At 56.7% G+C, this 14,774-nt stretch carries 6 protein-coding genes; 1 reads left to right on the plus strand and 5 read right to left on the minus strand.

The window, feature by feature from the left end:
* Positions 1-163: 163 nt before the first annotated feature.
* Entirely contained in the window at positions 164-1,417 is a 1,254-nt protein-coding gene (gene amiC, locus F0319_RS17555; RefSeq protein WP_023309036.1) for an N-acetylmuramoyl-L-alanine amidase AmiC, read from the minus strand.
* A gap of 227 nt (positions 1,418-1,644) precedes the next feature.
* Here amiC and argA point away from each other — a divergent pair, with 227 nt between their 5' ends.
* Positions 1,645-2,976: an amino-acid N-acetyltransferase gene (gene argA, locus F0319_RS17560; RefSeq protein ID WP_023294467.1), complete on the plus strand. Its 1,332-nt coding sequence runs from the start codon at positions 1,645-1,647 to the stop codon at positions 2,974-2,976.
* Between the two features lie 34 nt (positions 2,977-3,010).
* On the opposite strand, the gene recD is transcribed toward argA, so the two are convergent.
* The 4 genes from recD to recC form a co-directional block, all read right to left on the minus strand.
* A complete protein-coding gene (recD, locus tag F0319_RS17565) occupies positions 3,011-4,831 on the minus strand; it encodes an exodeoxyribonuclease V subunit alpha (RefSeq protein ID WP_149367460.1) in 1,821 nt (606 codons plus the stop codon).
* Complete coding sequence (gene recB, locus F0319_RS17570) at positions 4,828-8,370, minus strand: exodeoxyribonuclease V subunit beta (RefSeq protein WP_149367461.1); 3,543 nt, start codon at positions 8,368-8,370, stop codon at positions 4,828-4,830. The genes recD and recB overlap by 4 nt, the downstream gene beginning before the upstream one ends.
* Positions 8,367-11,249: a pitrilysin gene (gene ptrA, locus F0319_RS17575; RefSeq protein ID WP_149367462.1), complete on the minus strand. Its 2,883-nt coding sequence runs from the start codon at positions 11,247-11,249 to the stop codon at positions 8,367-8,369. Before ptrA ends, recB begins: the two co-directional genes overlap by 4 nt.
* A 139-nt stretch (positions 11,250-11,388) precedes the next feature.
* Positions 11,389-14,763, minus strand: coding sequence for an exodeoxyribonuclease V subunit gamma (gene recC, locus F0319_RS17580; protein ID WP_149367463.1), 3,375 nt, complete (start codon positions 14,761-14,763; stop codon positions 11,389-11,391).
* Between the last annotated feature and the right edge of the window lie 11 nt (positions 14,764-14,774).

Consider the following 14,774-nt stretch of genomic DNA (forward strand, 5'->3'; position numbering starts at 1 on the left):
GCGGGGTGGAGCAGCCTGGTAGCTCGTCGGGCTCATAACCCGAAGGTCGTCGGTTCAAATCCGGCCCCCGCAACCAACACTTCTAAAACAATAAACACCCTGAAGGGTGTTTTTTTGTATCTGTCGTTTGTGAATTTGCCGGGCGTCTACCCGGCTGAGAGCGTTATCCGCGCCGCGCCAGCGTCGCCCCGTCAGAGAAATACGCACGAATCCCTGCCAGAATCGACTCCGCAACCTCCTGCTGGAATTTTGCGGTCTTGAGCTTACGCTCCTCTTCCACGTTACTGATAAACGCGGTTTCAACCAGGATGGACGGAATATCCGGCGCCTTGAGTACCGCAAATCCGGCCTGTTCAACGCTGTTCTTATGCAGCTTATTGATGTTCCCCAGCTTGCCCAGCACCGCTTTACCAAACTTCAGGCTGTCGTTAATGGTCAGCGACTGCACCATATCGAACATGGTGTGGTCGACGTAGCGATCGCCGCTTTTGCTTACGCCACCAATCAGGTCCGAGGCGTTCTGGGTGTCCGCAAGGTATCTCGCGGCGGTACTGGTCGCGCCTTTGGTTGAGAGCGCAAACACCGACGAGCCGCTTGGCTGACGGCTGGTAAACGCATCCGCATGAATTGAGACGAACAAATCTGCGCGCTGCTTCTGCGCTTTCGCCACCCGGACCTTAAGCGGAATAAAGATATCTTCATTGCGCGTCATATAGGCGCGCATATTGCCTTCTTTATCAATCAACGCCTTCAGGCGACGGGCAATTTGCAGCACCACGTCTTTTTCACGCGTACGGTATTTTCCCACCGCGCCGGAGTCTTCGCCGCCATGGCCAGGATCGAGCATGATCACAATCGGACGATCGCGCCCTGCTTTCCCCGGCTGCGGACCACTTTGCGCGGGCGGCACCTGACGCTGAAGATCGCCTTTGTTGTAATCCTCCAGCAGGGCGAGAAGCGGATCCTGAATATCCGTCGCATTCGCCGGGTAAAGATCCATCACCAAACGCTCTTTAAACGTCGCGACGGGCGCCAGGGCGAACAGCTGCGGCTTCACGTTCTGCTTAAGCTCAAACACCATGCGCACGGTTTGCGGGTCGAACTGCCCGACGCGCGCCGATTTAATAAACGGATCGTCGCCGCGGATCTGCGCCGCCATCCCTTTTAGCACGGAGTTGAGGTTAACGCCTTCGAGATCCACCACCACGCGTTCCGGGTTGCTGAGGGCAAATTGCTTATATTTCAGCACGCGATTGGATTCGACCGTCACGCGCGTATAGGTCGACGATGGCCAGACGCGCACCGCTACCACCTGACTGGTTGCGGCAAGACCGACCTGACTGACGCTAAGCAACCACATTGCCCCGGCCCCTTTTAACAAACGGCGGCGGCTTATTGCTGAATTGGATCCCGACATGCTTCTCCCGAGCAAGAACACTGACTGATATACAAAATGTCCAGATTGACCGAAAACTTTAACGAATGACGCATAAACTGTCATCTATAAAAGGGTAAACAATCATACGCTAACGCACGGATTACTTACCAAATTCTGTGGGTCGTGGAAAATTTGCGCTTGCACACGCGGTCACAATCGAATAAAAATACATAAATTACGAATAAACATTCATTAAGGGTTGTGCCATGGTGAAGGAACGTAGAACCGAACTGGTCCAGGGATTCCGCCATTCTGTTCCCTATATCAACGCCCATCGGGGAAAAACGTTTGTCATCATGCTTGGCGGCGAAGCCATTGAGCATGAAAATTTTTCCAGCATCGTCAATGACATTGGCCTGCTGCACAGCCTCGGGATCCGCCTGGTGGTGGTTTATGGCGCCCGTCCGCAGATCGACGCCAACCTGGCCGCTCATCACCACGAGCCGATTTACCACAAACATACCCGCGTCACGGATGCTAAAACCCTTGAGCTGGTGAAACAGGCGGCAGGTCTGCTGCAGCTGGATATTACCGCTCGCCTGTCCATGAGCCTGAACAACACGCCGCTGCAGGGCGCGCATATCAACGTCGTGAGCGGCAACTTTATCATTGCCCAGCCGCTCGGCGTGGACGATGGCGTGGATTACTGCCACAGCGGTCGCATTCGTCGTATTGATGAAGAAGCTATTCACCGCCAGCTGGACAGCGGTGCCATCGTGCTGATGGGCCCGGTCGCCGTTTCCGTGACTGGCGAAAGCTTTAACCTGACGTCCGAGGAGATTGCCACGCAGCTGGCAATCAAGCTGAAGGCTGAAAAAATGATTGGGTTCTGCTCCTCCCAGGGCGTCGTGAACGATGAGGGAACGATCGTACCGGAACTCTTCCCGAATGAAGCCCAGGCCCGCGTGGAGGCGCTGGAAGCCGAAGGCGATTACTACTCCGGCACCGTCCGCTTCCTGCGTGGCGCCGTGAAGGCCTGCCGCAGCGGCGTGCGCCGCAGCCACCTGATCAGCTATCAGGAAGATGGCGCCCTGCTGCAGGAGTTGTTCTCCCGCGACGGTATTGGTACGCAGATTGTCATGGAGAGCGCGGAGCAGATCCGCCGCGCCACCATCAACGATATCGGCGGTATTCTGGAACTGATCCGCCCGCTGGAACAGCAGGGTATCCTGGTGCGTCGTTCACGCGAGCAGCTGGAGATGGAGATCGACAAATTCACCATTATTCAGCGCGATAACCTGACCATCGCCTGCGCCGCGCTCTATCCGTTCCCGGAAGAGAAGATCGGTGAAATGGCCTGCGTGGCGGTGCATCCTGATTACCGTAGCTCTTCACGCGGTGAAATGCTGCTTGAGCGCGTGGCGGCGCAGGCGCGCCAGATGGGGCTGAGCAAGCTGTTCGTCCTGACGACGCGCAGCATTCACTGGTTCCAGGAGCGCGGGTTCACGCCGGTGGATATCGATTCTCTGCCGGAAACAAAGAAAGAGATGTACAACTATCAGCGTCGTTCAAAGGTGCTGATGGCCGATCTGGGATAATACGACGCCCTCACCGTCCAGCGAGGGCTTTCGTTCAGAGGGACTCAAATATCGCGCTCAGCCCGCTTCGGCGTTCCGTACGGGTGGCGATCGCCTGCACCAGCACCCGTTCATCGGCATAAAGCGACAGGCGCTGACGCGCGCGCGTAATGGCGGTATAGATCAGCTCGCGGGTAATAACGGGTGAAAGCTGCGTAGGCAGGATCAGCGCAGCATGGTTAAATTCGGAGCCCTGGGATTTATGCACCGTCATCGCCCAGGCGGTTTCATGCTCGGGCAAACGGCTCGGCTGGAAGGACTTCACGCTCCCGTCCGGCATCTGGAACCAGACGCGCAGGCCCTGACCGCAGTCTAGCGCAATCCCGATATCACCGTTAAACAACCCCAGCGCGCTGTCGTTGCGGGAAATCATCACCGGTCGCCCTTCATACCAGCGCGAATGCGGGGTACGGTTAATTTTGCGTTTTTGCGCCAGCAGCTGTTCCAGCCTGTCGTTGAGACCCCTGACGCCAAAGGGGCCTTCCCTCAGCGCACAGAGCAGCTGGTATTCGCCAAACGCGGCAATGACCTGCTCCGGCGCACTTTGCTGTTGTACGCTTGTCAGAAAGTGCTGGTACCCCTGCAGGGCGTCGTCCAGCATCGCCTGATACTCTTCCCCGTTTTGCAGCGATTTTTTCTCAATATCCGTAAAGGTTCCGGCAAACACCGCTGAGGTAGCGTGTCTGTCTCCCCGGTTTACGGCCGCCGCAAGCTGGCCGATTCCGGAATCGCTGCCGAAACGGTAGCTTTTCTGCAGCAGACACAGGCTGTCGCGCAGCGCCCCTGCAAGAGAGTGGCTTTCAGAGGTGAGCGTACATCCGGTAAGACGGGCTAACTCCTGAGCGCGTTCAGCGGTATATCCCAGGCTGGCATAGGTGCAAATATCGCCCAGCACTGCCCCCGCCTCTACGGAGGCAAGCTGGTCACGATCGCCGAGGAAAATGACGCGCGCGTGCGGCGGTAGCGCATCAATCAAACGCGACATCATCGTCAGATCAATCATTGAGGCTTCATCCACCACCAGCACATCCAGGTGCAGCGGGTTACCGGCATGGTAGCGCAGACGCTGGCTGCCAGGCTGTGCGCCAAGCAAACGGTGCAGCGTGCTGGCTTCATTGGGAAAAAGCGCAAGCTGCTCCCCGGTAAGCGGCAGCTTTTGCAGCGCGCCGCCTAACGACTCCGTCAGACGCGCAGCGGCTTTACCGGTGGGGGCCGCCAGGCGAATACGGCACTTTTGCTCCCCCGATAATTGAATCAGCGCGGCGAGCAGTTTTGCCACGGTGGTCGTTTTCCCGGTGCCCGGACCGCCAGAAATGACCGAGATCCGACGCGTTAACGCCACGGCAGCTGCCACTTTCTGCCAGTCTGTCGCATCGTCAGATATAAACAGCGCATCCAGCGTTTGCCGGAGCTGCGTTTCATCGCAGGGAAGCGGCGCGTTGCTCTCGCTGAAGAAGCGCGCCACCGTCAGTTCGTTACGCCACAGCCGGTTAAGATACAAACGTTCGCCGACAAGGATCATCGGCGTCCCGGTATCGGCTCCGCTTACGGCAGGCGAGCCGAGTAATATCTCCTGCCAGTCCACGGCGTCACCAAGCTGCGCGAAACACGCCTGTAAAGCCGGAGGCATTTTCTCATCCACCGCCAGACGCGACAGCGGCAGGCACACGTGCCCCTCTCCCGCGTCTTTGCTAAGAATGGCTGCGGCAAGCATGACGGCAGGCTCCTCACCTGCCACCATCATGGCAAACTGCACGTCCAGGTGGCGCAGTAATCGTTGTTCAACCGCGTCCAGCAGTAGCGCCTGCATCGTCATGCCACCTCCTCCGTGCCTGCGGCAAACAGGTTATCCATTTTTTCAATCAGTTCCTCAGCCGGACGCGTGCTAAAGATGCCGGAACGCGGGTCGTTAGCATCCACGCCGCGCAGGAACAGGTAAATCACGCCGCCAAAATGCGCTTCGTAACGATAATTGGCCATGCGATGGCGCAGGTAACGGTGCAGCGCCAGAGTGTAAAGCTGGTACTGCAGATCGTAGCGATGCAGTTGCATTGCCGACGCCATCGCCTGTTGGGTATAGGCTTCGCTGCTGTCACCGAGCCAGTTCGATTTGTAATCCAGCAGGTAGTAGCGTCCTTCGTGGCGGAAAACCAGATCGATAAAGCCTTTGAGCATCCCCTGCACCTGGCGGAAATTCAGCGGCGGGCATCCGGCAGATAGCGGATCGTACTCGCGGATCAGCGCATCAAGCGCCTCAGCCCTGAGCGGGCTGGCGATGGGGAGATAAAACTCCATCTCCACCTGCTTATCTTTGGCGGTCAACTGATTCAGCGAAATCCCCTGCGTCGTGAGCGGCGCGTGCAGAACCGCGCGGATCCAGTCGGTGAGAACCGGCTGCCACTGTGCGTCGTAACCACCGCTCTGTAACATCTTCAGCACCCACTCTTCGGAAACCGGCTGGGTGAAATCCAGCTCTTCAAACAGGCTGTGCAAAAACGTGCCCGGCGAAGCGCCGCGCGGGAACTGGTGTGGCGTCAGCACAGGCTCAACGGGTATGCTACCGGCTCCTGCGGCATCCACGTCCAGTTTTGGCATCAGATCCTGCGCAATACTCTGCCCGTGCTGCTGTAAGCCGGAGTAGCTGGTAACGCGCCAGTCATCGGCAATGGTACGTACCACCTGACGGGCATGGAGATCTGACTCGTGCAGATCCGGCATGTGCCAGCGGCTGTTATCGGGCAGCGATGGAATATGCAGGGCAACATTCTCAGTGCAAAGCGATTCGATGCACTGGCGCAGGCCCGCCGCGTCTTTGGGCTCCCCCTGTTGAATAAGCCGCCCCAGCGCGCTCAGATGAAAATCGCTCTCCCCGGTCTTTTCGCCACGGCGACGGAACAGCGGCGCAACGCCCAGGCTGCAGTGCCATACCGAACGGGTCAGCGCCACGTAAAGCAGGCGCAGGTCTTCCGCCAGACGCTCGGCTTCGGCCAGCTCAACGCTGGACTCCGCGTTGCTGAGATCGAGCACCGCCTCAAAAGATTCGCGATCGTGGTAAAAAGCCTGATCCTGCACGCGGTAATTGGCGATAAACGGCAGCCAGACCAGCGGATATTCCAGGCCTTTCGACTTGTGAATGGTGACGATCTGCACCAGATGTTTATCACTCTCGAGGCGCATCTGCTGGCTGGATGAATTGCTGTTCGGATCGGCAATCTGCTGCGCCAGCCATCGCACCAGGGCGTGCTCGCTCTCCAGCTGCGTACCGGCTTCCTGCAAGAGTTCGCTGATGTGCAAAATATCGGTCAAACGACGCTCGCCGCCTGCGGTAGCCAGCATATTCTCGGCAATGTGGCGCTGTGCCATGAGCTCGCGCACCATCGCCATAACTCCACGCTTCTGCCATTTTTCGCGGTAGCGCACAAACTCCTCTACCACAGCATCCCACGCGGCTTCGTCATTGTTGAGCGCATCTATATCGCGCGCGTTCAGTCCGAGCATCGCGCTGGCTAATGCGCTACGCAATGTACTTTCCCGCTCCGGGGCCAGCACGGCCTGGAGCAGCCATAACATCTCCTGCGCCTCAAGCGTTTCAAAGACGCTGTCACGGTTCGAGAGATAGACGGAGGGGATATTCAGCAACGTCAGGGCGTCTCGGATTAATGCGGCCTCCTGACGGCTGCGCACCAGCACCGTAATATCAGACGCCTTTACCGGGGTAGGGTTATCCCCCTTCCACAGCAGCGCCTCGCCCCGCGCCCCGGCACTGAGCCAGTCACGGATTTGCGCAGCACAGTGCTGGGCCATGGCATTTTGATAGTCGGCAACGCCGCAGCCTTCCCCATCCAGCAGCCAGAAGTTCATGGCAGGCTGCGTCACGCCGTTAAACTCGAAGCGCAGCGAGGCATTTTTCGGGGCAAATTTTACCGGCTGAAACGGGATCTCCCGGAACATAAACGCCGTATCCATGCGGCTAAACAGCGCGTTGACGCTTTCCACCATGCCAGGAGAGGAGCGCCAGTTAGTATCGAGCGTGTAATGCGCATCAACCTCGCTGCGGGCTTTCATATAGGTGAAAATATCCGCGCCGCGGAAGGCGTAAATGGCCTGTTTCGGATCGCCGATTAACAGAAGCGCAGTGTCGGGCTGCTGGCGCCAGATACGGCGGAAAATGCGGTACTGCTGAGGGTCGGTGTCCTGAAATTCGTCTATCATCGCAACCGGGAAGCGGGTGCGAATCGCGGCGGCAAGCGCTTCGCCATTTTCACTGCACAGCGCCGCATCCAGGCGGCTCAGCATATCGTCGAAACCCAGTTCACCCCGGCAGCGTTTCTCGCGCGCCACGGCTTCGCGAATTTCGGTCATGGCGCGAGCGATCATCAGATCGTTGAGCGTAAGGTTATCCGCCAGCAGGGTTTCTATTGCCACAAACAGGGGATGCTCAGGCACAATGCCGTCGGCTTTGGTCCGCTCAGCCAGGAAACGCTGGGAGAATTTCTCCAGCGCGTCCGGGAGCTGATAGCCCCGCGTCTCTTCCTGCGCCCAGGCGCTGATCTTGTCGATCCATTTCCCCTGATTGCCGCGGTTGAACTTGCGACGATCGATGCCGGAATTTTCGATGATGGCGTCAATCTCGCCGACTGACTCCATCCATTTTTGCTTGATGTCCGCAATTTTCGCGATGATTTTTTCATGCCGCGAGGCCAGGGTTTCATCTGCCGGCGGCGGGGATTTGATTATCGGCGCTTCCCCCTGGAGATAACGATCGATCGCGCGCAGCAGCGCCTCCGGGCCTTTCCAGAGCGCGTGTACCGCTTCGGCAATATCACGCTGTAAGGGATAGCAGTGGCGACGCCAGAAATCCGCGCAGGCCTGATAGCGAAGCACGGATTCATCTTCAATGAGCTGCTGTTCGAACAGCATTCCGGACTCGAACGCATTCAGGCTCAGCATGCGCTGGCAAAAACCGTGAATGGTAAAGACGGACGCTTCATCCATCTGCCGTTCAGCGAGCAGCAGCCACTGGGCTGCCTGCTGCTTATCGGCAATCTCTTCCAGAAGGCTCGCGTAGAGAGGGTTATCCGTGCTCTGACGCAGACAGGCAATGCGTAGTTCGTGAATATTAGTACGAATACGGCCCCGCAGCTCCGCGGTAGCGGCCTCGGTGAAGGTGACCACCAGCAGCTCTTCCACGCTTAAAGGGCGTGGAAAAGCAGCGTTGCCGCCAAGCCCTAACAGCAGGCGCAGATAGAGGGCGGCAATGGTGAAGGTTTTTCCCGTTCCCGCTGAGGCTTCAATCAATCGTTCACCCTGCAGAGGTAAACGTAAGGGATCAAGGGACTCAGCGGTATCGGTCATTCTTTCTTACTCCAGGGCATAGATTGCTGCAGCGCGCTGACGCTCTTCCAGACTTTCCAGCCTTTAGGGTTCACGTACTCCGTTTTCCCGTTCTGGCTACCGGAAACCTGAGACAGGATGGTGATTCCCTGCGGCTTAATGACCGCCTGATGGAAGAAGTCGGCAACCTTCTGCGGCGTCAGCTGTTTTATCTCGGCCACTACTTTATCACGCGAATCAAATTTCAGATTACCGCGATCGAAATCTTTGCTCAGCTGAGAGGCTTCTTCACCCAGCGTCTGCGGCGGCTGCATCACCTGCGCGATGACGCCCTGCTGGATCTGAGCAAATTCCTCCGGCTTCATGGCACGCAGTTTTGCTTCCACCTGCGGGAAGAAGGCCTGATAACGCTTCCAGAGATACGCCGGTTGTTTGTCGCTGCTTTGCAGCAGGAAGCCCAGCCCCCACTGACGCCCGACATTCATGGAGAAGGCAAATACCGCGTAGCCAAGCTGCTCCTCGGTGCGTAACTGGTTATAGAACCAAGGCTGAATAATCTGCCCCAGCACGGCGCTCTGCGCCGAGCTGGCGAATTCATCATAGCCCGTTGGCACAAATACCGCGGCCAGCGCGGAATCCGTGCTGTTACCCGCCTTTTCAAAAATCACATTTTGCTTTTTCTCAACCAGCACGTCCTGGTTGCGGCACCACTCGTCGCCTTTAGAGCCGAGCTGAGTGCGAACATTCTGCGCCAGGGTTTTAGCCTGCTCCTCACTCATGTTGCCGACAATCAGGAACTCCGGACGCGTATTGGTTTTCAGCGCGTCGCGGTACGCCAGCACGTCTTTTAAGGAGATTGAAGGCAGCAGCGCGCGGCGCTCCTCTCGCTGGAAATAAGGAACCTGCGACAGCATTTGCGCCGGCATAAGCGCAAGATCGTAGGCCTTGCCCTTCTCGGCAGAATCCATCATCTGGGCATACCAGGATTTAGCCTGCTCAAGCTGCTCTTCCGTCGGCGTGTAGCTGAAGTAGCCCTCCAGCAAGGCCTGGAACAGCTGAGGCAAGCGCTGGGTATAGCCGTTTGCATTAAGCATCAAACCGTTATTGGCGTTGGTGGAGAAGCTGATCCCGCCCACGGCGGCCTGGTTGCTGAGCTGATCGAGAGCGATACCGGCGAGATAGTCATTGAGTGCGAACATCACCTGATTTTTGGCGCTGTTCATTGCTTTCGGGTTACGCAGCACCACGCTGACATCGGCTTTTGGCTCACTGGCAAAATAGCGGCTTGGAGTATACACAACGCGCAGCGTTGGCTCATCAATGATGAGTTCTGGATGCGGGTAATCTTTAGTCGTTTTGATCAGCGAGAAATCATCCGGAATATAGGGGTTCAGCTCCGGCAGCTTCAACGCAATCTCCCCGGCCTTCTTCTGCCAGTCGGCGAAGGTCTGGGCGCTGATTTTATCCACCTGATAAGGGGCATCGACAAAGTACGCCGTCTTGTTATGCGGTTCGTTCGGGCTGATGTACCAGATGCGGGCATTCTCCGGCGTCATCATCGCCAGGCGGGCTTTTACCGCCCCGGCATCATACTGGTCGGCAATATTTACCGCGTCGAGGGTATGTTCCACCGGCACGCGGATCATGGTATCCGCCAGCCACTCCACATAGTCCATGTCGCGGGTTATGGATGGGTAGCGGAAGTCGAGATCCAGCACGTGCGCGAGTTCATCAAAATAGCGCTTATCGACGCCTCTCTCGCGCAGCAAAGCGAGGTAGCTAAATATAGCCGCCACGACTTCATCGCGGTTGGCCAGCCCTTTGTCGGTCAGGGTGGCGGAGATCGCCAGTACGCCGCTATTACCGTTCACTACCGGATCGGAATCGGCGCGAATACCTTCCGCCAGCCCCTGCTTTTGCAGCCAGTCAGACAGCGTACCCGGGCTACGGTTACCTATCAGGTAGGTCACCAGCTCATCGGTTTTACTGCGAAACTGCGCCGTGTTGTTATCAATGCGGAATTCGACGCGCAGCACTTTGCGCGGCATGGCAGGAACGTAGTGGATCACAATACCTTTTTGCGCGTCCGTGACCACCGGAACGGTTATTTGCGGCAGGTCGATATTTTTATTCGGCACCCGGCCAAACGTTTTGGCCGCCATGTCTGCCAGCTCAGGCAACGGTTTATTGCTGTAGATGACCGCTTTCATCAGGTTGGCGGAGTAGTATTTATCGCGAAACGCGTGCAGGGCATCCAGCACCGGGCTATTCGGTTTGTCGCTCAAGGTTTCGAGGTTACCGCCGGAGAAGCGCGAACCCGGGTGTGCAGGGTTGATGGTTTCGGCGCTGACCTGCGCCATGCGCATACCGTCTCGCGTGCGGGCCATGGTCAGCTCGGCATTCACCGCATTGCGTTCACGATCGGCGTATTTTTTATCCAGCAACGGCGCGGCGATGGAATCAGCAAGACGATCGACTGCCCCTTCCAGCGCATCATTTTCGACTTCGAGATAAAAGGCCGTGCGGTACGGTGCCGTACTGGCATTGTGGCTACCGCCATGCATCTTGAGAAATTCGGACAGGCTATCTGGCTGTGGATATTTTTTTGACCCCATCAGCGTCATATGTTCCAGATAGTGTGCAAGTCCAGGATGAGCGTCAGGATCTTCCAGCGACCCAACCGGCACCACTAATGCCGACAGGGATTTCACCGCCTGCGGGTCGGAAACCAGCAGCACGGTCATGCCGTTATCAAGACGAATAGCCTGATATTGACGGGTATCTTTTTCGCTCTTACGGATAGTTTCCTGAACGGGTTGCCAACCGGAGTCTGCGTGAGTGACGGGCGCCCAAAGGGCAATAAACAAAACAAACGCTTTAATCAAGGTGCTGCCTGGCATTACGACCTCTTTATCACGGCTACATCATTAACAAACTGCGTGCTGGACACGCCAACATCTCTTTCTTTGGGTACATCAGTCCGTGATAAGAAGTGCATCATAAATGAACACCCTTAGCTGCGCAATTTTTATACAGCGCTCAGGACTGATTAAATTTAAACAACGGCAGCAGGTAGCGCTGCGCCTCTTCCGTGATAGCCTCCAGGTACTCTGGCTCAAGCGTTCGCCATAAGCGCTGATACCAGACATCTTCACCTTCGCCACGCACCATCATGTTACCTTCGTAGGCCTGCATAAACTTACTGCGGGCTTTCTGCAGCGAAGCCTCATCCGTTAACATCGCATCATTCGGCGCGTCATAACAGGCTTTTATCCAGGCGCCGCCACTTTCCGGCAGTAGCAGGAGGGGTTTGTTCATTCCCTGGCGGTAGCCATCAATGTACAAAGACAGATACCGTAACGCCTGATCAGACTCCATTGGCGGGAAGCGCCATTCGCCCTCTTTGCGCACGAAAATGCGGCTTTCGCCTTTATGCCCACCCGCACTGTAGACAAGATGTTCCAGCCAGAGTTGCAAACCCTGTGAAACGCTAAGCATTGAAGGCCGCCAGCGAAGCAGCCCATCCTGCTGAACCTGGGTTAACCAGCCTGTGAGCTGTACCCCGTTGCAGTTGAGATCGATTTCAATACTACTCCCTGGCTGTCGGCACGCTCTTACGCGCTCTGCCAGGGCGGTCATCTCCTGACACTGCGCCTCCCAGACGATCTCCCCGAACGCCCCATAAGGCAACTGTCCCGCAGCGCGGTAGCGGCGGTAAAGTTTTTCAGCATCTTCCTCTTCAACCAGCGCATTCAACAGCTGCAGGTTTAACTGGTAGCGCTCCAGACCTTCCAGCGTAAACGGCTCTGCATCAGGAATTTCACTCTCTTCAGAACGGAAATTGACCTGTAGTCGCTGCTGGAAGAAAGCGCGCACCGGATGCGCCCAAAACCGCTGAAGCTGCTCGAAGGTCAGGGTGTCGACAGGGCGAGGGTCGAGTTCCTGAATAAAATCGGTATGCGCATTCCCCTCTTTTTTCGCAGCTGGCAGCCACTCCTGCGCATAGCTCTGGCGCTCGCTGGCCGTATAGTTCACCGGGTCAAACGGCATGCGGCTGTGGAAACAGGTGATATGGTCTTTCACCCTCTTCTCGCTTTCATCGCAGTTGCGCTCTTCATCCCCCGGCAGGTAGTGGCTCTGACCGATATAATCCACCAGTTCCTGCACCAGAACGGAGGGGAAACGCTCGCTGTTGTCCTGAATCGAACGGCCGATATAGCTGATATAGAGCTTACTCTGGGCGGAAATAAGCGCCTCAAGGAAGAGATATCGGTCATCATCACGGCGGCTACGGTCGCCCCGTTTTGGATTTGCGCTCATCAAATCGAACCCCAACGGCGCGAGCGCGCGAGGATAAACGCCGTCGTTCATGCCAAGTAAACAGACCACTTTAAACGGGATAGAACGCATTGGCATCAGGGTGCAAATATTGATGGGGCCTGCCAGGAAACGCTGGCTGATTCGCTCCTGGTCAAGCCGCTGCGTCAACTCATCCCTCAACAGCGACAGCGGAATGGCCTCCTGATAGTGGGAATTGACGCCTTCGTCGATGATAGCCTGCCACTGCGTTTCAATGAGCGCCATCGCCGCTTCGGTGTCATTGTCCGGCAGGAAGAAATCATTAAGCAACGCTCTGCAAACCGGGAGCCATTCTTCAAGTGGACGCGGCTGTAGCAGCTCGTGTCGCCAGCGGTTAAGCTGCATCAGGAGCGATGCTAAATGCCCCACCAGTTCAGCAATTAACCCGCTGGACTCATCGTAAGGCAGCACCTCATTCCACTCGCCCTGACTGCTCTCCATGGCATAGCCCAGCAGCATACGCGTCAGGCCAAATCGCCAGGTGTGCTGCCCGGTTGGAGGAAGTTCGAACTCCTGAACGTTATCGTCATCGATCCCCCAGCGAACGCCAGACTCATTCACCCACTGGCGAAGGTAGCGAAGCCCCTCTTCATTGATGTTGAAGCGTGCAGACAGAACGGGAACATCCAGTAACGCCAGGACATCTTCGGAGATAAAGCGGCTATCCGGCAGTGAGAGTAAAGTGATAAACGCCTGCAATGCCGGATGCGACTGACGGGCACGACGGTCAGAAATAGCATAAGGAAGATATCGCTCGCCCGTCGCGCTGCCAAAGACGGCCTGAATAAAGGGACTGTAGCTGTCGATATCCGCCACCATTACCACGATATCACGTGGCGTCAGTTCGGGATCGTCCTGCAGCATCGCCAGCAGCTGGTCGTGAAGCACTTCGACCTCACGCTGAGGGCTATGGCAAACATGGATCGTGATGCTGCGATCGTCAGCGTCCAGCTTACGCTTGCTGTCGCTGCGTTCGAACTCGTTCGCCGTCACGCCCATGACGGCACGGTTTTCCAGATCCAGAATATCTAACTGAATATTATGCAGCAGGCTGTCCGGAGCGATCTCGACAAAGGCATCCACGTCACCTTCGCCTGAGGAAGTGATGTCTGAAAGCATGTGAATGTAGTCACGCCCCAGCTTCCCCCATGAGGCAAGCAGCGGATTGGGCAGGTTCTGGATACCATCTTCGTCAAAAAGCTGCCCGGCAGTCGAGCCGTCCTTAAACAGCGGGACGGACCGTTCTTCAAAAAGGCGCTTTCGTTGGCGAGTTACCAGACGCGCAAGCCAGCGTTCATCGAGGATATCCCCCCAATACTGTCGGCAAGGGTTGGTGAACAAAATATGAATATCAATATGTCTACCCAGCGCATTCAACGCCTTTAGATAGACAGGCGGTAAAGCGGAGATCCCGCAGATAAAAACGCGTGACGGTAGTCTTGCTGGACGCTCTGTCGCATTTTCGAGTATTGAAATAAACCGATCGTACAGGTTGGCACGGTGCCACTTAGGCTGCCCAAGTTTCTCCGTATGTTCTACCAGTGCTTTCCACAGCGGTGCCTGCCATATTTGCGCCTCCGGCAGACCTTCAACCAGCTCGCCCGCTTCCCAACGAATTAACCAGTCAGAACGGTAAACAAGGTATTGGTCGTAGAGATCGGCAGTACGCGACGCCAGCTGGAACAGCTTGCGCTTGTCGGTATCGTCATTGAGGTAGTGGCGCAGCATGGCGAATTCATCATGCTGCAGCATTTCCGGCAGCAGCGCCATGAGCTTCCAGCTCATGGCCTGCTTGTTGAAGGCGCTCTGCTCCGGGATGTCCGGCAACACGCGCACAAACATCTCCCAGATAAAGCTCGCGGGCAGCGGGAAATCAATATTTGCGGCTATGCCAAATTTACGGGAAAGCGACATTTGCAGCCACTGTGCCATACCGGTGCTCTGCACCAGCACCATTTCAGGCTCAAAAGGATCGTCAAGCCGCTCGCGCTCAACGATAAACTCCATCAGCGCTTCCAGCACATCCAGACGATTTGAGTGGTAGACCCTTAACATAGACGCTCCCG

Source organism: Enterobacter vonholyi, from assembly GCF_008364555.1.
GTDB lineage: Bacteria > Pseudomonadota > Gammaproteobacteria > Enterobacterales > Enterobacteriaceae > Enterobacter > Enterobacter vonholyi.

What these genes read in the sequence shown, in the direction of transcription:
- amiC (WP_023309036.1), bottom strand. Translation starts at nt 1,417, where the DNA reads ATGTCGGGATCCAATTCAGCAATAAGCCGCCGCCGTTTGTTAAAAGGG.
- argA (WP_023294467.1), top strand. Translation starts at nt 1,645, where the DNA reads ATGGTGAAGGAACGTAGAACCGAACTGGTCCAGGGATTCCGCCATTCT.
- recD (WP_149367460.1), bottom strand. Translation starts at nt 4,831, where the DNA reads ATGACGATGCAGGCGCTACTGCTGGACGCGGTTGAACAACGATTACTG.
- recB (WP_149367461.1), bottom strand. Translation starts at nt 8,370, where the DNA reads ATGACCGATACCGCTGAGTCCCTTGATCCCTTACGTTTACCTCTGCAG.
- ptrA (WP_149367462.1), bottom strand. Translation starts at nt 11,249, where the DNA reads ATGCCAGGCAGCACCTTGATTAAAGCGTTTGTTTTGTTTATTGCCCTT.
- recC (WP_149367463.1), bottom strand. Translation starts at nt 14,763, where the DNA reads ATGTTAAGGGTCTACCACTCAAATCGTCTGGATGTGCTGGAAGCGCTG.